Source organism: Acerihabitans arboris (assembly GCF_010131535.1).
In the GTDB taxonomy this organism is placed as follows: Bacteria; Pseudomonadota; Gammaproteobacteria; order Enterobacterales; family Enterobacteriaceae; genus Acerihabitans; species Acerihabitans arboris.
This window is the reverse complement of record NZ_WUBS01000002.1, coordinates 128,523-145,893: the sequence shown is the minus strand read 5'-3', so window position 1 is coordinate 145,893 and position 17,371 is coordinate 128,523. Positions and strand designations below refer to the sequence as shown.

The window sequence follows — 17,371 nt, the reverse complement described above, 5'->3', positions numbered from 1 at the left end:
AATAAGACAATGGCGATTATTAGAGAGAGGCAGCCCATGTTTTGACGCGTGGATTAACCGTTGCAAAACATGTTGCGTGACAGATAAATCGCATGGCGATGTGTATTGTACGGCGCCTATGCCGCGCAGGCGGCGGCGCGGCCTGACGTCCGCCCCGGCCATCATGCGGACGCAGGCGCTTTCCGCGGCCGGCAGGCGCTGGTATGCCAGGGGACGACCCGGCGGGAACCCCCTCCGGCTAGAGGGGCTCCTGGATAACGTGCCGCGCCAGCGACTCGCGCGTGATCCCGGCGATAGTCCCGGCGCCGGTGAGGGTCATGGCCACCCGCATTTCCTTGTCGATAAGGTCAAGCAGATTGGCCACGCCTTTTTCTCCCGCCGTCGCCAGGGCATAGATATAGGCCCGTCCCAGCAGCACGGTGTCGGCGCCCAGCGCTATCATGCGCACCACGTCCAGGCCGTTGCGAACGCCGCTGTCGGCGAGAATGGCGATATCGCCCTTTACCGCGTCGGCGATGGCGGGCAACGCGCGGGTGGAGGAGAGCACGCCGTCGAGCTGGCGTCCGCCGTGATTGGACACCACGATGCCGTCCGCGCCGAAGCGCACCGCATCCCGCGCATCCTCGGCATCAAGAATGCCCTTGATGATCATCGGTCCCTGCCAGAACTCGCGGATCCATTCCAGGTCGCTCCAGGAAATGGAGGGGTCGAAATTTTTCGCCAGCCAGCCGATATAGTCCGCCAGGCCGGTGGGTTTGCCCAGGTAGGCGGAAATGTTGCCGAGGTCGTGGGGGCGTCCGAGCAGACCGACATCCCAGGCCCAGGCGGGATGGGCCACCGCCTGCAGGTAGCGCCGCAGTGCCGCGTTCGGCCCGCTCATGCCCGAATGGGCGTCGCGGTAACGGGCGCCGGGAACCGGCATATCCACGGTGAAGACCAGCGTCGTGCAGCCCGCGGCCCTGGCGCGCTCAAGGGCGTTGCGCATAAAGCCCCGGTCCTTGAGCACATAGAGCTGGAACCACATCGGCCCGGTAATGGCCGAGGATACTTCCTCGATGGTGCCGACCGACACGGTCGACAGCGTAAAGGGAATGCCCTTGCTCTCGGCGGCCCTGGCCGCCTGCACCTCGCCGCGCCGGGCATACATGCCGCATAACCCGACCGGCGCCAGGGCCACCGGCATGGCGAGCGTCTGTCCAAACAGCTGCGTTTCCAGGCTCAGTGCCGACATATTGCGCAGCACCCGTTGCCGGAGCGCCACCTGCGCCAGGTCTTCCACGTTGCGCTTCAGGGTATATTCGGCATAGGCGCCGCCGTCCAGGTAGTGAAACAGAAAGGGCGGCAGCTTGCGTTTGGCCGCCGCGCGATAGTCGGTTGCTGCTGAAATGATCATTTATCCTGTTCTCGCATAATGTCGGTGTCGTGGTGGGGCAGCCGGGTGACGCGGGCCTGCCGGGCTTCGTCTTCGTGCAGGGCTCTGAGCGTGGTATCGACGCAGGCAAGATGGGCTATCGCCGCGGCGCGCGCGCGCTCCTGGGCGCCGGCCAGGATGGCCTGCAGCAGCTCATGGTGCTGTTCCGTTAATTGGGCAAAAATAACCGGCACCTGATACATGCGTCGGCGGCTTTGCATCACCGAGGATTGGAGCAGATCGAACAATCCGCGCATGGTTTGCAGCAGCACCAGGTTGTGCGAGGCTTCGGCAATCGCCAGGTGAAAACGTACGTCGGACTGCGCGGCCAGGTCGGGATCGTCGCTGTCGTTGACCCGCAGCGTGGCATCGAAACACATCCGCAGCCGGTCCTTGTCGGTGTCGGTGGCGCGCAGCGCCGCGTGCCATGCGGTGCTGGCCTCGATAGCCAGCCGCGCTTCCAATACGTCATAACGATAATCCGGATCGTCGGCCATCAGCATCTTCAGCGGCAGGACGATACGCTGCTCGGACCATTGATGGGTGTCGTTCTGGACGTAGGTTCCGCCGCCGCGGCGGCTGACCACCAGTCCCTGGCTGCTGAGCTTCTGGATCGCCTCGCGCACCGATGAGCGCGACACGCCAAGCTGGGCGGCCAGCTGGCGCTCGGCCGGCAGGCGCATGCCCGCCGCCAGCCCGCGTTCCGTTATCAGGCGTTTAAGACGTTCGACGATTTGGTCGGCCAGGCGGATATCATGTAAGGTCATGGGATCATCCAGGGCAGAATATAGGCCTGCAGGGTAGTGATAACCCCTACGATACAACAGAAGATCAGGCTGTGTTTCACCGTAAAGCGAAATAAATCCGGTTCATGGCCCACCAGCCCCACCGCCGCGCAGGCGATGGCGATGGACTGTGGCGAAATCATTTTCCCGGTGACGCCGCCCGAGGTATTGGCCGCCACCAGCAGCACGTCGGATACCCCGATTTGCTGCGCGGTGGTGGCCTGCAGCGCGGCGAACAGGGCGTTTGACGCGGTGTCGGAGCCGGTGAGGAACACGCCCAGCCAGCCGAGAAAGGGCGAGAAAAAGGTAAAGGCGTGGCCGGTATGCGCCAGGGCCAGGGCCAGCGTGGCGGAAAGACCGGAATAATTGGAAATAAACGCGAAGGCGAGCACCATGCCGATGGAGTAGATCGGCAGCGCCAGATCCCTGAGCGTTTCCTTAAAGGTCGCCGCCGCCACGCGCGGCTCCATGCGCAGATAGGCAATCGAGATAAATGCCGCCACCATGATGGCGGTGCCGGTGGCCGAGAACCAATCGAACCTGTATACCGCCGCGTACGGCAGGGCTTCCGCCACCACCGGCGGCGTCTTTGCCACCAGCTTGTCCAGGAAGGGCACGGAAATATTCACCACCCAGCCTTGCAGCGGCCCTCCCGCGACAAACAACGCCTTGAACGGCGGAACGCTCCAAAGGGTGACCGTGGCGGTCAGGAAAATAAACGGCATCCAGGCGCGGATAATCTGTCCGGCGGTATAGGTCTTGGCGGGCGTGAAGGCGTGGGCCGCCTGGTTGGCGTCATCGCTGAACCTGAAGATGCGCGCCGGGCGCCAGACGCGCAGGAACAGGGTCAGGCACACCAGCGACACCAGCGAGGAGATGATATCCGGCAGCTCCGGACCAAGGAAATTCGAGCTCAGGTACTGGGCCAGGGCAAATGAGCTTCCCGCCACCAGCACCGCCGGCCAGGTTTCCCTGATCCCGCGCCATCCGTCCATAATGGCCATGATCCAGAACAGGACGATGATGGTCAGGAACGGCAACTGCCGGCCGACCATTTGGCCGATGGTGAAGGGATCGATATTGGTCACCTGCCCGGCGACGATAATGGGTACGCCCATCGCGCCGAAAGCCACGGGCGCGGTATTGGCAATCAGGCATAAGCCGGCGGCATAGAGCGGCTTGAATCCCAGCCCCACCAGCAGCGCGGCGGTGATGGCCACCGGCGCGCCGAAACCGGCGGCCCCCTCCAGGAACGCGCCGAACGAGAAGCCGACGATGAGCATCTGCAGGCGCTGATCCGGCGTTACCGACAGGATGGATGAGCGGATAATGTCGAACTGGCCGGTCTTGACCGAAATCTTATAGACAAACACGGCGGCGACGATAATCCACGCGATAGGCCATAGTCCGTAGAAGAAGCCGTAGACCACCGAGGCCAGCGCCCGATCGGGCGGCATGCGAAACAGCAGCAGCGCCACCAGCAGGGCGAGGAACGTGGTGATGGTGCCCGCCAGGTAGCCTTTCAGGCGTAATTTAATCAGCGCGAAGAAGAAAAATACAATGGGAATGGCGGCAACCAGGCTCGATAGCCAGATATTGCCGAGCGGGTCATAATTTTGTGGCCAGATTGGCATGGATGCTCTCCTCGGACTCGGCTTGCGGCGGCGGGAATGCTCCTGGCCGCCCGGGCAGGTCATGCCCGGCGGAAAAGGTCGGCGAAGACTGCAAGCTTGGCCTTGATGGATAAATAACCGGTGTTAATAAAACGCATATTCATAAGGTTGGATGTTGATCATAATTGGTCCTACCACAACATTTCAGCAATTCATTTGATACATAAAATTAATTAATAAGTAACAAATAACAATGATGCCAGCGGCTTTTTTATCGATTTGCGAGCAATAGTCACATTTTTTCCGTTATTGGTCGGACCAAAAGGCTGCAAGAGGCTCCGCCGCATGTTCATCAAGAACAGCAAACGGATGAATGTCTTGTGGCGGCGGGAGGGCGCTTTGGAATGCCCGGAATGTCATGATGGGGCACAACGCGTGCAGAGAAGGCATCATAAGACGCCTTTTTTAAGCCAGTGCCCCTGGCGGTAAGGATAAAGCGCAACCGGTCCGCGCGTGGACCGATAAGGCGTTGCAAGTGAATTAACGATACACGCCTTGTCCAGTGGTTTAGATGATTCACCTGCGCAAGCAGATGAATTTAAAGGTAATCTAACTTTGGTTGGTGTCTAGCTCAGGATATAGGTTTCGTAGTGCTTTAGCCAGATTTAATAAATAAGGGTAACCTTTTGTTATATTTTCTATTTCTTTGTTATCTAAATTAGGGTGGTTTTTAAGTTTTAAATAGTCGATCACGCGTTTAATGGTCAAAGCACATAACAGTTTTTCTTCGCCTTGTTGTTTTTTAATGAGTCTATCGGCCGCATCCATAATGCATTTAAGATAGGTGGCGGCACATTCATTAGTGTCGAACATATTTTCAAAAGTTGTGAATTTTATAATTGTATTTTTTGGGTTGGCTTGGGATGGGCCGGAAGTAAATTTCACGCATAATTCACTTTCCCCGTCGTTATGAAAAGAACCTAATGACTCATTGGTTGATAGGGTTAACGCCAATAAGAAACGACTGTATTCTTGGTTATAGGCCGCTGGCATTGATATAGTGATATGATTTTCCCGATCATTATTATTTTCTAGATTATTTTTGTTACCCACAATGACTGTATTACTGATTTGTTTAATATAACTTGAAGTTGTTTCAGAAGGGTCAACTAAAATGGCACTACATACTTTTTTATAGAGATTTGGTATGCTTTTTTCATCCCAAATCACTCTTTTCAATTTTCTGGTGAAATACTCTATCGATGGGACGGGCGGTTTGGCGTTCATTTCTGTTAAGGCTTGGTGACATGCCGAATAATCATTGGGCTTTAAGTGGGAAAAAATCTGTCCCATGGTGCAGGGATAATAGAGCGATAAATGGCCAATATAATTATTTGTAGCTATAATTCTGTTACTTAAATCATTATTCAATCGCTGTGCCGGGATTGTTGAAACACGATTGCTATCATTACTGATAGCAGAGTTATTTATCTCATTCATCATTATATTTCCTTCAGTAAAAATTGGATTGCATAGTATGGTTTGTGCGCCGATTAATACTTGCAGAAAACGCTCATGCCATTATAAATATTCATACCATAGCTTCATGGAAAAAACTCCATCTTCAGCGCACAGGGAATGTTGTCGGGTATGCATAATACGCATCACCGGGATCCGAACCGGCATTAGCCTTGCCTGTAACGCCAGGATAGTATCAATGCGACTACAAGATTAATTATCGTTCAAGGGCTAAATAATGCGTATCACCGACGTGGTTGAAATAACCAAACCCATTGCCTCGCCTATCCGTAATGCCTATATCGATTTCAGCAAGATGACCGCCAGCCTGGTCGCCGTGGTGACCGACGTTATCAAGGACGGCCGGCGCGTGGTGGGCTATGGCTTTAACTCCAACGGCCGTTATGGCCAGGGCGGATTGATCCGCGAACGTTTCCGCGACCGTATCCTGCAGGCGGACCCGGACGGCGTGCTGGATAGCTCCGGCGGCAACCTTGACCCGCACCGGCTCTGGGACGCGATGATGGCCAACGAAAAGCCGGGCGGCCATGGCGAGCGCTCCGTTGCCGTGGGCACCCTGGACATGGCCATCTGGGACGCCACGGCCAAGATTGCCGGCCAGCCCCTGTTCCGCATGCTGGCGGAAATCAACGGCGCGCGGGCCAATCCACGCGTATTTGTCTACGCCGCCGGCGGTTATTATTATCCGGGCAAGGATCTGGCCGCGCTGCGCCATGAAATGCGCGGCTACCTGAACCGCGGTTATAACCTGGTCAAAATGAAGATTGGCGGCGCCTCCATCGATGAAGACCGCCGCCGCATCGACGCCGTGCTGGATGAAATCGGCAATGACGCGCGCCTGGCGGTGGATGCGAACGGCCGCTTTGATCTCGAGACCGGCATCGCCTATGCCAAAATGCTGCGCGATTATCCGCTGTTCTGGTTCGAGGAAGCCGGCGATCCGCTGGATTACTCCCTGCAGGCCGCGCTATCCGGGTTTTATCCGGGTTCGATGGCGACCGGGGAGAATCTTTTTTCCCATCAGGATGCCCGCAACCTGTTGCGTTACGGCGGCATGCGCCCGGATCGGGACTATCTCCAGTTCGACTGCGCCCTGTCTTACGGCCTGGTTGAATACCTGCGTACCCTGGAGGTGCTAAAACAGTTCGGCTGGTCCGCATCCCGCTGTGTTCCGCACGGCGGACACCAGATGTCGCTGAATATCGCGGCCGGGCTAGGGCTCGGGGGTAATGAAAGCTACCCGGATCTGTTCCAGCCCTATGGCGGTTTTCCGGATTCGGTGACCGTGGATAACGGCTATATCACCATGCCCGAACTGCCGGGGATCGGGTTTGAAGGTAAATCCGACCTGATAAGCGTGATGCGCGAACTGGCCGAATAACCGGCGGCCGGCGCAATAAAACGCCTGGGAACCACGTCGGCGACGTTGCCCGGATCCGATCACGGATACAGCGTATTTTGGGCGGCAATGGCGTCCCACAGTTGTTCCGCCGCCGATGTCATCATGGCGGCGGGGCGGAACACGCGTATCTGCACCGGCACCTCCAGATGCCGCTCCCCGGCGGCGGCCCTGACTAATGAGCCGTTAACCAGATCGGTTTGCGCCAGCGCCCGGGGGAGCCAGGCCACGCCGTCTCCCGCCCGGGCCATGGCCAGCAGCGTTGCGGCGAGATCGGACGTAAACACCGTTTTCATGCTTTTCAGCCGCGCGGCCAGGTTTCGGCTGCCGCTGATTATTCTGCCCAGCCCTGAGTCGGCGCTGTAGGCCAGGTGCGGTATTGCCTTGATATTGTCATCCATGGCCCATTGCGGATGCCTGCCGGTTTTATCGGGCGCGCAGAGCGGCATCAGGGTATCCTCGCCGACCTGGATACTGTTGAATTGCGCGTTTTCCAGCTCACGGGCGGCATCGGGATGATAGTGGCACAGTAAAAATTGCGCATCGCCGCGCACGAACATGCGTTCGCAGGCGCCCAGGGTATCAGACACCAGTTTTACCTGGTCATAGAGATAAGACAAGCCGCTTTTGCGCAGCCAGAAGGGGAAAAATAGCGTTGATAATGAATGCGTGGCGGAAAAGGTAATCATCGGCAGGCCTTTACCCGCCGCTTCCAGGGTTTTTTCCCGGATACTGTGGATCGAGCGCAGGAATTCGATGGCCTGGAGGTTAAACACCTCACCGGCCGCCGTCAGCCTGACGCCGCGGCGGTTTCTTTCAAACAGGGCGGTGCCCGCCCAGGACTCGAGAGCCTGGATCCGCCGGCTGAAGGCCGGTTGCGTGACATGCCGCTGTTGCGCGGCCCGTGAAAAATTCAGCGTATCCGCCAGCGCCACGCAGTCTTCAAACCACACCAGCTCGATTTGCGGATGATTAAACATACCCTGACCCCACGGTATTGATTAGCCACATTTGTATTATATATTAAACGCTACCCGCCTCCAGCCCGCGCGATCACAGTTCCCGCCGGACGCGTGCGCTGGCCCACGTGGTGCTGCCGCAAATGCTGTCGCCGCTGATGGGATTGCTGATTGGCCTGATCAAAGACTCGGCGCTGCTGTCGATTGTCTCGGTACAGGAATTTATGTACGCCGCCAGACAGGCTATTGCGCAGACCTATGCGCCGCTGGAAATTTATCTGGTGGTGGTGCTGTGCTATTGGGTTTTAAACAACATTATTGATTTTGCCGCTCGTCGAGTGGAGCATGACGCGCCATACCCGGCGGGCGCGGCATTTATGGCCGACTGCGATGCGCGCCGCCATGAGCCGCTCGGCTGCACCGAGCCGGACGGCATCCAGCTGAAAACGTTGCCTTACCGGCGGTTTTCCGGGCGAAGGCGTGAAAAGCCCCCGGGTGCCGGTGGCCGCCACGGCCGAGGGTTGACGGCGTTTGGATAGCCTTTAACGGGCGGCGAAAGCCGCCCTGGTCATGAATAAGGGGAACCGCCCGGAGGTTATTTTAAGGTTTTTAACTTTTTTACTTTTTTTGTCATGAATCGACGTTATGCTGGTAATGGCAACCTGGAATAAATTTATGCGACAAATAACATAAACCTTCAAGGTGGTTAATAATATACGCATTAGTTATTAACATTGTATATCCCCCTATGCGGCAAGGGATTGGTTATTTATTCTGGCCGCGAAAAACGGCAAAAAATATCGTTTTACGAGCAAAACTCCCGATCAAGAATGACCTTGATCAACATGGCATTTCTTTTTAAATTATAAAGTCGCCCTATTGATAGTGTTGTTGTCATAATTTTGAAAATACCCTGCCGGATAAAAACCAGAATGGAATAATGGTATGAACATAATGTCGCTGTTAAAAACAAAAATGGGGAAAATGCTGATCATCCTGCTGATCGGGGCGGGTATTTGGATAAGCCCGATCCCGCAAGGCGTCAACCCGATTGCCTGGCACCTGATGGCGGTGTTCGCCGCCACGGTTATAGGATTAATCCTTTCGCCTTATCCCCTCGGCGCCATGGCGGTTTTCAGCCTGACCGTGGTGGTGGCCACCGGTTTGCTGGATATGAAAGCGGTGCTGGCGGGATTCGCCGATCCGACCATCTGGATGATCGCCTGCGCATTTTTCATTTCGCGCGGCTTTATCAAGACCGGGTTTGGCCGGCGGGTCGGCTACCTGTTTATCAGCAAACTGGGCCACAGCTCGCTTGGCCTGGCTTACGGCCTGGTATTGACCGATTTGATATTTGCGCCCGCGATGCCTTCTACCTCGGCGCGCTGCGGCGGCATTATTACGCCGCTGTTCCGGTCTATTTCCGAGGCGTATGAGTCCACGCCGGAAAGAGGCACCGAACGCAAGATTGGGGCGTTCCTGGTGCAATGTATTTTCCAGTGTAATGCCATTACCTGCGCGATGTTCCTGACGTCAATGGCGGGTAATCCAATGGTCGGCAAACTGGCGGGCGAAATGGGCATCCATATTACCTGGACCAGTTGGGCGGTGGCGGCCATTGTTCCCGGCTTGATCTCGCTGGTGGTCATCCCGCTTCTGCTGTACCGTTTTTATCCGCCGGAACTGAAAAAGACCCCTGAAATGCGGGTCATGGCGATCGAAAAACTGCGTGAAATGGGGCGCATGAGCCGCAACGAGTGGATCGTTCTCGCGGTATTTATCGGTTTGGTCACGTTGTGGGTATGCGGAGCGGCGCTGAATATCGACGCCACCATGGTCGCGTTCATCGGGTTGGCCATTTTGCTGCTTACCGGCGCGCTGACGTGGGAAGACGTCATTTCCGAGAAAGAAGCGTGGCATACGGTTATCTGGTTCGCGGTGTTGCTCACGCTTGCCAGCCAGCTCAACAAGCTGGGGTTTATCGCCTGGTTCGGTTCGCTGATTGCCGGTTCGGTGCAGGGGATGAACTGGGTGCCGATGCTGGGTATCCTGCTGCTGGCTTATTATTACAGCCATTATATGATGGCGAGCGCCATTGCCCATATCAGCGCGATGTATGCCATATTTGTCTCGATCGCCATTGCCGCGGGCGCGCCGCCCATGCTGACGGTGCTGGTGTTCGGCATGTTCAGTAACCTTTATATGGCCACCACGCATTATTCCGGCGGCCCGGCGCCGATTCTTTTCGGCTGCAACTTTATCCCGCTGGCGACCTGGTGGAAGATTGGCTTTATGGTAAGCCTGGTGGTGATCCCCATCTGGCTGTTTATCGGCAGCGCCTGGTGGAAAGTGCTGGGATTCTGGTAACCATCAGCGCCGCAGCTCCGCGCCCAAGCCCGGCAACGCCGGCGTCAGGCTGGCCCCGTCCACCGGGCGCGGGAAATTATCGTTGATTAACCGCCAGAAGGCCGGCGTTTCATCAAACTGATGTTCCAACTGCTCGATGCTATCGCTGATGGCGCAGGCCACCAGGCTGGCGGCATGGGCGATCGGCCCGCTGGGATTATGCGGCGCGCAGCCGGTAGCGAAAGAGGCCGCCAGCCGCGCCACCGCCGCCACCCCGGCGATGCCGCGCGCGTATTTCACATCCGGCATCACCACATCATATGCCCCGGCGCCAAGCCAGGGCAGAAACCCGGCGGGATGCGTCAGTTCCTCCAGTCCGGCCAGCCGCATGCCCAGGGTATTGGCCTCGCCGCGCAGCTGTTTCAGGGCGGGGATATTCTCCAACGTTTCCATCAGCGGGCATTCAAACCAGCCCACGCCCAGCGCCGCCAGTTCCTTTAATACCGACGACGCGCCCAGGCGATCGAAACGCCAATGGCAATCGACATATAACTCGGTGTCGGCGCCGATGCCCGCGCGGGTCGCGGCCACCCGCGCCAGCCCGTCGTCCAGCAGTTTACGGCCGGTCGGCGTATGGATCTTTCCCGGCGTCAGGCCGTCAAAGGGCGCTATCTTGATACGGCCGAATCCCGCCGCCACCGCTTTTTGCCCCGCCCGGCGGAAGCCCGCCTCGTCGCGGTCGGTGATGCTGCGGTTGATATTGGCATACAGCGGAATGCGGCGGCGGTACCCGGCGACCGCCAGCGCCGCCGAATAATTGCCGTTGCTTTTGCCGCGGATATCCCACATGGCCTGTTCCAGGGCGCTGGCAATCGCCGCCTGCGGCAGCGCCGGGGTTTCCCCTTCAAGATAGCCGTCTAACGCCGCCCATGGTTGCCCCAGCAAGCGTTGCCGGGCGGCGGCATGGAAAACGTCAAGCACGCCCGGATCGCGCACCCAGCTGGCCTCGCCCCAGCCGCTCACGCCATCCGACCGGGTCAGGCGGATAAATGACCAGGTGGTCTTGGCCGTTACCGGGCAATGCACCAGATCCAGCGCGGAGATGCGCGAATTATTCATGCCGCCGCCCGAGGGGATGGGCGTCAGCGGCGGACGGCGGGGCGTTTTCACGCATGCGGCTGAGCAGCACCAGCTTGGCGCGCGCGGTATGGGCGGCGGTAACGGCGGCGGCCGATTCACCGTCGCCGGCGGCAAACGCCGCCAGCAATAGCCGATGGTCGGCCACCACGCCGGCAAAACGATCGGCTTGGTAACCGTAGCGTTTCCACAGGGCGCGGATCAGCCTCCAGTGCCGGTCGAGGATCAGGCCGGCGTCGCGGTTGGCGGCAACCTGATGAATGGCGGCGTGGAAATCCCGGTTGGCCGCCAGCGCCACGGCGGCATCGCCGCGGCCGACCGCTTCCTCGTGCCGCGCCCGCAGCGTCTCTAATTGCGCCAGCCGCTCCGGCGTCATCCGCTCGGCGGCGCGGCGCGCCAGGTAACTTTCAATCAACATGCGGATATCGAGCAATTCCCCGACGAACGTCTCATCCACCGACACCACCCGAGCGCCCTTATTCGGCTGGGCGACGATCAGTCCTTCACTTTCCAGCCGCTGTAACGCCGCCCGTATCGGCATATGGGACACGCCGAAACGCGTGGCCAGCGCGTCGATGCGCAGCGGCGCGCCGGCGTCGAATTCCTGCCGGTTTATGATGGCGTCTCTCAGCCGATCGGTAATATCCGTTTCGCTGGCCTGGGTGGGCTTATCTAATTTATGCATAACCATATTTGATCAAAATATATCTTAGTAAGGTTTATCTTCTGTTATAAATCGGCTTTATTCAATAGTATTCGCTCAACAGTAGAAAATAATTTGATCAAATAACGCGTCTGGCGTTGGTTGGTCCAGCATAAGAACGATGCCATGAGGGAATGTATGAAGTTAAAGACGTTTAGCGACTGGGTTCGCGCCGGCGGCGTTATCCTGCCGCTGTTATTGAGCCTCGGCCTGGGCGGCGGCAACGCGCTGGCGGCGGGCCGGAATACGCTGGTGATTGGGCAAAGCGCCGATATCACCTCGTTTGATCCCACCGAGCTGCGCATGGGCACCTTCGTGCTGACCCACCTGCTGTATAACTCCCTGGTGCGCCTGGACGTGAACGGACGTCCGCAGCCGGAGCTGGCGCAATCCTGGACCCGTTCCGACGACGGCAAGACCCTGACGCTCAAGCTCGCGGACGGCGTCAGCTTTCACGATGGGCGAAAGCTGACGTCCAAAGACGTGGCGTTCAGCCTGAACTATGCCCGTGACCCGGCCAACGGCGCAAATATCCTGCCGCTGGCGAAAATGATCAACAGCATCGATACCCCCGATGATCAAACGGTGATATTGAAGTTTGACGGCGGCTCCGACGCCATTTTCGATTTATTGGATTTGGCGTTTATTATCGACGGCAGCCAGCCGGAAAAAATCAAAACCGGCGGCAACGGCACCGGCCCGTTTAAGCTGAGCCGCTATATGCCGGGAGAGGATGCGGTTTTTGTGCGTAACGAGTCCTATTGGGGGCCGCGCCCGACGCTCAAAAAAATCACCATCAAAATCATTCCCGATCGGCAGTCGGGCGTGATGCAGCTGCGCGCCGGCACGGTGGATTTTTTGCCGTCCGTCGACCGGGAGACCGCCGGGCAGCTGTCATCGGCCGGTTTCGCCACCGGCGCCGCCACCGAGGAAGGCCGGGTGCTGGATATCACCCTCAATACCCTGTCTGCGCCGCTGGACAAACCGGAGGTGCGGCGCGCCATCGGGCTGGCGCTGGACCGCGCGCGTATCGCCCGTGATATAGCAGGCCCCGCCGCGAAGACCAAATGCCTGCCCTGGCCGGCGTTCAGCAAGCGCGAGGCGGCGGGGCATGAAAATGACTGTTCCTACGATCTGGCCCAGGCCAGGCAGCTGATCCAGCAGGCCGGCGCCGCCGGCGCGGAGATATCGCTGATGTCGCGCACCCAGTCGGAACCGCAGATCGGCGCCATGGCGCAGGTACTGCAAAACGCGCTGCGCGATATCGGCCTGAAGGCCAGCATCGTCGAGATGTCCGAAGCCGCCTACATTTCCCGTTTCCGCAAGGGTGACTTCCAGTTGGCGGCCCATGTTTATGCCCGCGCCGGGCGCGGACCCGCCGCAATCCTGCTCTCCGCGGTGATCTTTCGCGCCACCGATAACCTGGCGGGCATTAAATCGCGCCAGTATCAGGATGACGTGGCGCTGGTCACCTCGCAGCCGCCCGGGCCGGCAACCGACCAGGCCTGGCAGCGTATCGACGAATTTATGCTGAAGGAAAACTGGGTATTGCCGGTGGCGACGCTGCCGGTGCTGTGGGCCTCCGCGCCGGGCCTGACCGGCGTGCGGTTTAACCTGGACGGCATGCCGATCCTGGCCGATGCCGCATTCCAGCCATGACGCCGACCGCGGGGAGTAGCCTATGGCCGCCTATCTGTTACGCCGGCTGATGCAGTGGATCCCGGTGCTGCTGCTGTCAAGCGTCATCGTGTTTGCGGTGGTCCGCGCCATGCCGGGCGATCCGGCCGAACTTATCGCCGGACCGGACGCCACCCGGCAGGATGTGCAGCATATCAGGGCGGCGTATGGCCTCGGCCGCCCGCTACCGGTGCAGTATGCCGCCTGGCTGGGACATATGCTGCGCGGCGACTTTGGCGTCTCGTACATCTATCATCGCGATAACAGCGAGCTGATTTTCAGCCGCCTGCCGTTTTCGCTGCTGCTGGCCGCCACGGCGCTGCTGGCCGCACTGGCGGTTGGCGTGCCGTTGGGCCTGGCCGCCGGGCTGGGGCAGGGCAAGGCCATCGACTGGCTGGCGTCATTGCTATCCTCGCTGGCCGTCGCCACGCCCAATTTCTGGTTCGGCATGCTGGCGATTTTGCTGTTTGCCGTGACGTTGGGCTGGCTGCCGCCGGGGGGATTCGTCAGCGCCGATGATTCGGTCGCCGGTTTTTTACGGGCGCTGGTGCTGCCTACCCTGACCCTGGGACTGCACGGCGCGGCGGTGCTGATTCGCTCCACCCGCGGCGCGGTAATAGATACGCTGGGGGAAGGTTACATCCGTACCGCCCGCGCCAAGGGACTGGGCCGCGGGCAGATCATCTACTGGCATGTGCTGCGTAATTCCCTGCTGCCGATTGTCACCATGACCGGTATCCTGCTTGGCCGCATGCTGGGCGGCGCGGTGGTTATCGAATCGGTATTCGCCTGGCCCGGCATCGGCCGGCTGCTGGTGCAGTCCATCATCAACCGCGATTACGGCATGGTGCAGGGAATACTGATCGTGCTGGTGCTGTTTTTCCTGGTGCTGAACCTGGCGGTCGATTTGCTGTATGGCGCCATCGATCCGCGGATTCGCCTCGCGCGGGGAGGCGCGTGATGGGTGTGAACCTCTGCGCAACATCCGACGCGGCGCCCGGCCGGTTCAGGCTGGCAAAAGCGATGCTTGGCACGCCCTCCGGCCTGTTCGGCCTGGCCGGGGTGGTGGTGATTACGCTGGTGGCGCTACTGGCGCCCTGGCTGGCGCCCTTTGACCCCGATGCCCAGTTCGCCGGGCTGCGACTGGTGCCGGCCGGTACCGGCGGCCATCTGCTGGGCACCGACGAACTGTCGCGCGATCTCCTCAGCCGCGTGCTGTTCGGATCGCGCGTTTCGCTGCTGGCGGGGTTTGCCAGCGTCAGCGCCGGCGCCGGGCTGGGTATCGTGGCGGGGTTGATTGCCGGCATGGGCGCCCGCTGGCTGGACGCAGTGCTGATGCGCGTCTGCGATGTCCTGCTGGCCTATCCGGGCATTTTGCTGGCGGTAATCACCGTGGCGATCCTCGGCGCGGGGCTGGCGCAAATCTGCGTCGCGGTCGCCGTGGTGAATATTCCCATTTTTGCCCGCCTGATGCGTGCCTCGGTGCTGCGCGAGCGCGAGCTTGATTATGTTAAAGCCGCCGTGGTACAGGGCACCGGACCCTGGCGCATCATGCTGCGCCACGTTATGCCAAACAGCATCGGCGTGGTGGTCACGCAGCTGGCGTCGGCGGCGGGCCATGCCATTTTGCTGGAGGCCTCGCTGTCGTTTATCGGCCTGGGCATCAAGCCGCCGGCCGCCTCATGGGGATCGATGCTCAGCAACAGCCGGGATTACCTGGCGGTTGCGCCGCTGTACGCCGTCGTGCCCGGCCTGCTGGTGCTGGTGCTGGTGCTGGCGCTGAACCAGCTCGGCGACGCGCTGCATAAGGCCCTCGACCCGCGGGGTGACGCCTTATGACGCGTCTGGACAAACCGGGGCCGCTGCTGGCGGTGGAGGGGCTGAGCGTGCGGTTCGATACCCGGCGGCAGTGCCAGCGGGTAATCGACGATATCTCTTTTACCGTGGAACGCGGCGAAACCGTCTGCATCGTCGGCGAATCCGGCTCGGGGAAAACGCTGACCGCGCTGTCCCTGATGTCGCTGCTTCCGCCGGGCATGTCGGTTGCCGCCGGCGCGCTGCGTTTTAACGGGCAAGACCTGCTGGCGCTGGATGCCGGGCGCCGCGCGATGTTGTATGGCGATCGCATCGCCATGATCTTCCAGGACCCGATGTCTTCGCTCAATCCGGTGCTGACCATCGGGCGACAGATAACCGAAAGCCTCGCCCGCCACCAGCCGTCGCTGACCCGGCGCGAGCGGGAACTCCGGGCCGAACAGGCGCTGTCGCTGGCGGGCATCCCCGACGCCGGCGAAAAAATGCGGCGTTACCCCCACGAGCTGTCGGGCGGTCTGTGCCAGCGCAGCCTGATCGCCATCGCGCTGGTTAATCAGCCCCGGCTGATTATCGCCGATGAGCCGACCACGGCGCTGGATGTCACGGTGCAGGCCCAGGTGATGAACAGCATGCGCGCCGCCTGCCGGCAGACCGGCGCGGCGCTGCTGCTGATTACCCACGATATGGGGCTGGTGGCGCAGCACGCCGATCGGGTGGTGGTGATGTATGCCGGGCGTATCGTGGAGCAAGGGCGTGCGGGGCAGGTGTTTCGCTCGTCCCGGCATCCCTATACCAGGGCGCTGTTAAGCGCCATACCGCGCCTCGACAGCGACGTGGATCGGGAGCTGGAGGTCATCGCCGGCGAGCCGCCGCTCTTTTCCCGCTTACCGTCCGGGTGCGCCTTCCGCCCACGCTGCCGGCTATGCCGCGATCGTCCGGTCTGCGCCGCCACGATACCGCCGCCACGGGTGGAGCAGGGCGATCCGCTGCATGTTAGCGCCTGCCATTTTGCCCATGAGTTGGCCGTTCCCACGCGAATGGAAAGGAAATAGCGATGTCCGTCAGCAACAAACCGGCGCAGGAACACGGGCTGCCGACGCCTTTATTGCGGGTCGAGGGGATCAAGAAGCATTATCTGCCGTCCATGGGCGTCTTTCGTTACGCCGCCGCCGTGGTCAAGGCGGTGGACGGCGTAGATCTGACGCTGGAGGCCGGCGAGACGCTTGGACTGGTCGGCGAGTCGGGCTGCGGCAAATCAACCCTTAGCGCAATGCTGGTGGGGCTGACCAGGCCGACCGCCGGGCGGATCTGGTTCGACGGCCAGGACATTACCGCGCTGAAGCGCCGACGTAACGCCCGGCTGTGCCGTGAATTCCAGATAGTTTTCCAGGACCCCTACGCCTCGCTTAACCGCAGGATGACCGTCTTTGACATCATCGGCGAGCCGCTGATTGTGCATCGCATCGGCAACGCGCTTGAGCGGCAGGCCCGGATTTACGAATTGATGCGCCAGGTCGGCCTCAGTCCGGCGCAGGCGCGGCGCTATCCGGCGGAATTTTCCGGCGGCCAGCGTCAGCGTATCGGTATCGCGCGGGCGCTGGCCCTGAATCCCCGGCTGTTGATCCTTGACGAGCCGGTGTCCGCGCTGGATGTGTCGATACAGGCGCAAATTCTTAATTTACTGAAAAAGCTGCAGCGGGAGAATGGGCTGGCCTATCTGTTTATCTCCCACGATCTGCGCGTGGTGCGTTATATGGCGCCGCGTATTGCCGTTATGCACCAGGGGCGCATCGTGGAGATCGGGAGCAGGGAGCAGATTTTCAACCAGCCGGTCCATCCCTATACCCAGGCGCTGCTGGGGGCCATTCCCCCGGCGGAGCCGCCACCGCAGTTGATGGTTGCATGCTCACGCCCCTGATATCCCGCCGCTAAGCCGGCATAAATCGCCTGTTGCCGGCTAGCGCTGGACAGCGCCGCCTTTCCTGGC

General features: G+C 60.0%; 14 protein-coding genes and 1 pseudogene. 8 read left to right on the top strand and 7 right to left on the bottom strand.

Annotation, left to right across the window (positions count from 1 at the left end):
- Positions 1-238: 238 nt before the first annotated feature.
- The 4 genes from lldD to GRH90_RS02880 all read right to left on the bottom strand — a co-directional run bounded on the left by lldD (position 239) and on the right by GRH90_RS02880 (position 5,312).
- Positions 239-1,393, bottom strand: coding sequence for an FMN-dependent L-lactate dehydrogenase LldD (gene lldD / locus GRH90_RS02895; RefSeq protein ID WP_162364395.1), 1,155 nt, complete (start codon positions 1,391-1,393; stop codon positions 239-241).
- Positions 1,390-2,178, bottom strand: a complete 789-nt coding sequence (gene lldR, locus GRH90_RS02890; protein ID WP_162364394.1) for a transcriptional regulator LldR — start codon at positions 2,176-2,178, stop codon at positions 1,390-1,392. Before lldR ends, lldD begins: the two co-directional genes overlap by 4 nt.
- The gene (gene lldP / locus GRH90_RS02885; protein ID WP_162364393.1) at positions 2,175-3,830 is read right to left on the bottom strand and encodes an L-lactate permease; all 1,656 of its coding nucleotides are present in this window, start codon (positions 3,828-3,830) and stop codon (positions 2,175-2,177) included. The genes lldR and lldP overlap by 4 nt, the downstream gene beginning before the upstream one ends.
- A 588-nt stretch (positions 3,831-4,418) precedes the next feature.
- Entirely contained in the window at positions 4,419-5,312 is an 894-nt protein-coding gene (locus GRH90_RS02880; RefSeq protein WP_162364392.1) for a hypothetical protein, read from the bottom strand.
- A gap of 253 nt (positions 5,313-5,565) precedes the next feature.
- On the opposite strand from GRH90_RS02880, the gene GRH90_RS02875 reads away from it, so the two are divergent.
- Positions 5,566-6,729, top strand: coding sequence for a mandelate racemase/muconate lactonizing enzyme family protein (locus GRH90_RS02875; protein WP_162364391.1), 1,164 nt, complete (start codon positions 5,566-5,568; stop codon positions 6,727-6,729).
- Between the two features lie 59 nt (positions 6,730-6,788).
- On the opposite strand, the gene GRH90_RS02870 is transcribed toward GRH90_RS02875, so the two are convergent.
- Positions 6,789-7,727 (bottom strand): LysR family transcriptional regulator, encoded by a 939-nt coding sequence (locus tag GRH90_RS02870; RefSeq protein ID WP_162364390.1) that lies wholly within the window; start codon positions 7,725-7,727, stop codon positions 6,789-6,791.
- 113 nt (positions 7,728-7,840) lie between these two features.
- Here GRH90_RS02870 and GRH90_RS02865 point away from each other — a divergent pair.
- Positions 7,841-8,050, top strand: a pseudogene (locus GRH90_RS02865) (amino acid ABC transporter permease); the annotation flags it as partial.
- Between the two features lie 610 nt (positions 8,051-8,660).
- Positions 8,661-10,073 (top strand): anion permease, encoded by a 1,413-nt coding sequence (locus tag GRH90_RS02860; protein WP_178113002.1) that lies wholly within the window; start codon positions 8,661-8,663, stop codon positions 10,071-10,073.
- 3 nt (positions 10,074-10,076) lie between these two features.
- Here the strand turns inward: GRH90_RS02860 and GRH90_RS02855 are convergent, their stop codons facing one another.
- The gene (locus tag GRH90_RS02855; RefSeq protein ID WP_218586200.1) at positions 10,077-11,171 is read right to left on the bottom strand and encodes an enolase C-terminal domain-like protein; all 1,095 of its coding nucleotides are present in this window, start codon (positions 11,169-11,171) and stop codon (positions 10,077-10,079) included.
- Positions 11,164-11,874, bottom strand: a complete 711-nt coding sequence (locus GRH90_RS02850) for a GntR family transcriptional regulator (protein ID WP_162364388.1) — start codon at positions 11,872-11,874, stop codon at positions 11,164-11,166. The genes GRH90_RS02855 and GRH90_RS02850 overlap by 8 nt, the downstream gene beginning before the upstream one ends.
- A gap of 156 nt (positions 11,875-12,030) precedes the next feature.
- Here GRH90_RS02850 and GRH90_RS02845 point away from each other — a divergent pair, with 156 nt between their 5' ends.
- From GRH90_RS02845 to GRH90_RS02825, 5 genes are read left to right on the top strand one after another with little or no spacing between them, the layout of a single operon-like run.
- Complete coding sequence (locus GRH90_RS02845; protein ID WP_162364387.1) at positions 12,031-13,551, top strand: ABC transporter substrate-binding protein; 1,521 nt, start codon at positions 12,031-12,033, stop codon at positions 13,549-13,551.
- Positions 13,552-13,573: 22 nt separating this feature from the next.
- Positions 13,574-14,530 (top strand): ABC transporter permease, encoded by a 957-nt coding sequence (locus GRH90_RS02840; RefSeq protein ID WP_162364386.1) that lies wholly within the window; start codon positions 13,574-13,576, stop codon positions 14,528-14,530.
- Complete coding sequence (locus GRH90_RS02835; protein ID WP_162364385.1) at positions 14,530-15,408, top strand: ABC transporter permease; 879 nt, start codon at positions 14,530-14,532, stop codon at positions 15,406-15,408. The genes GRH90_RS02840 and GRH90_RS02835 overlap by 1 nt, the downstream gene beginning before the upstream one ends.
- Entirely contained in the window at positions 15,405-16,436 is a 1,032-nt protein-coding gene (locus GRH90_RS02830; RefSeq protein ID WP_162364384.1) for an ABC transporter ATP-binding protein, read from the top strand. Before GRH90_RS02835 ends, GRH90_RS02830 begins: the two co-directional genes overlap by 4 nt.
- 2 nt (positions 16,437-16,438) lie before the next feature.
- The gene (locus tag GRH90_RS02825) at positions 16,439-17,302 is read left to right on the top strand and encodes an ABC transporter ATP-binding protein (protein ID WP_162364383.1); all 864 of its coding nucleotides are present in this window, start codon (positions 16,439-16,441) and stop codon (positions 17,300-17,302) included.
- Positions 17,303-17,371 lie beyond the last annotated feature (69 nt).

Coding starts and splice junctions, on each gene's coding strand:
- lldD (WP_162364395.1), bottom strand. CDS start 1,393: ATGATCATTTCAGCAGCAACCGACTATCGCGCGGCGGCCAAACGCAAG.
- lldR (WP_162364394.1), bottom strand. CDS start 2,178: ATGACCTTACATGATATCCGCCTGGCCGACCAAATCGTCGAACGTCTT.
- lldP (WP_162364393.1), bottom strand. CDS start 3,830: ATGCCAATCTGGCCACAAAATTATGACCCGCTCGGCAATATCTGGCTA.
- GRH90_RS02880 (WP_162364392.1), bottom strand. CDS start 5,312: ATGATGAATGAGATAAATAACTCTGCTATCAGTAATGATAGCAATCGT.
- GRH90_RS02875 (WP_162364391.1), top strand. CDS start 5,566: ATGCGTATCACCGACGTGGTTGAAATAACCAAACCCATTGCCTCGCCT.
- GRH90_RS02870 (WP_162364390.1), bottom strand. CDS start 7,727: ATGTTTAATCATCCGCAAATCGAGCTGGTGTGGTTTGAAGACTGCGTG.
- GRH90_RS02860 (WP_178113002.1), top strand. CDS start 8,661: ATGTCGCTGTTAAAAACAAAAATGGGGAAAATGCTGATCATCCTGCTG.
- GRH90_RS02855 (WP_218586200.1), bottom strand. CDS start 11,171: ATGAATAATTCGCGCATCTCCGCGCTGGATCTGGTGCATTGCCCGGTA.
- GRH90_RS02850 (WP_162364388.1), bottom strand. CDS start 11,874: ATGCATAAATTAGATAAGCCCACCCAGGCCAGCGAAACGGATATTACC.
- GRH90_RS02845 (WP_162364387.1), top strand. CDS start 12,031: ATGAAGTTAAAGACGTTTAGCGACTGGGTTCGCGCCGGCGGCGTTATC.
- GRH90_RS02840 (WP_162364386.1), top strand. CDS start 13,574: ATGGCCGCCTATCTGTTACGCCGGCTGATGCAGTGGATCCCGGTGCTG.
- GRH90_RS02835 (WP_162364385.1), top strand. CDS start 14,530: ATGGGTGTGAACCTCTGCGCAACATCCGACGCGGCGCCCGGCCGGTTC.
- GRH90_RS02830 (WP_162364384.1), top strand. CDS start 15,405: ATGACGCGTCTGGACAAACCGGGGCCGCTGCTGGCGGTGGAGGGGCTG.
- GRH90_RS02825 (WP_162364383.1), top strand. CDS start 16,439: ATGTCCGTCAGCAACAAACCGGCGCAGGAACACGGGCTGCCGACGCCT.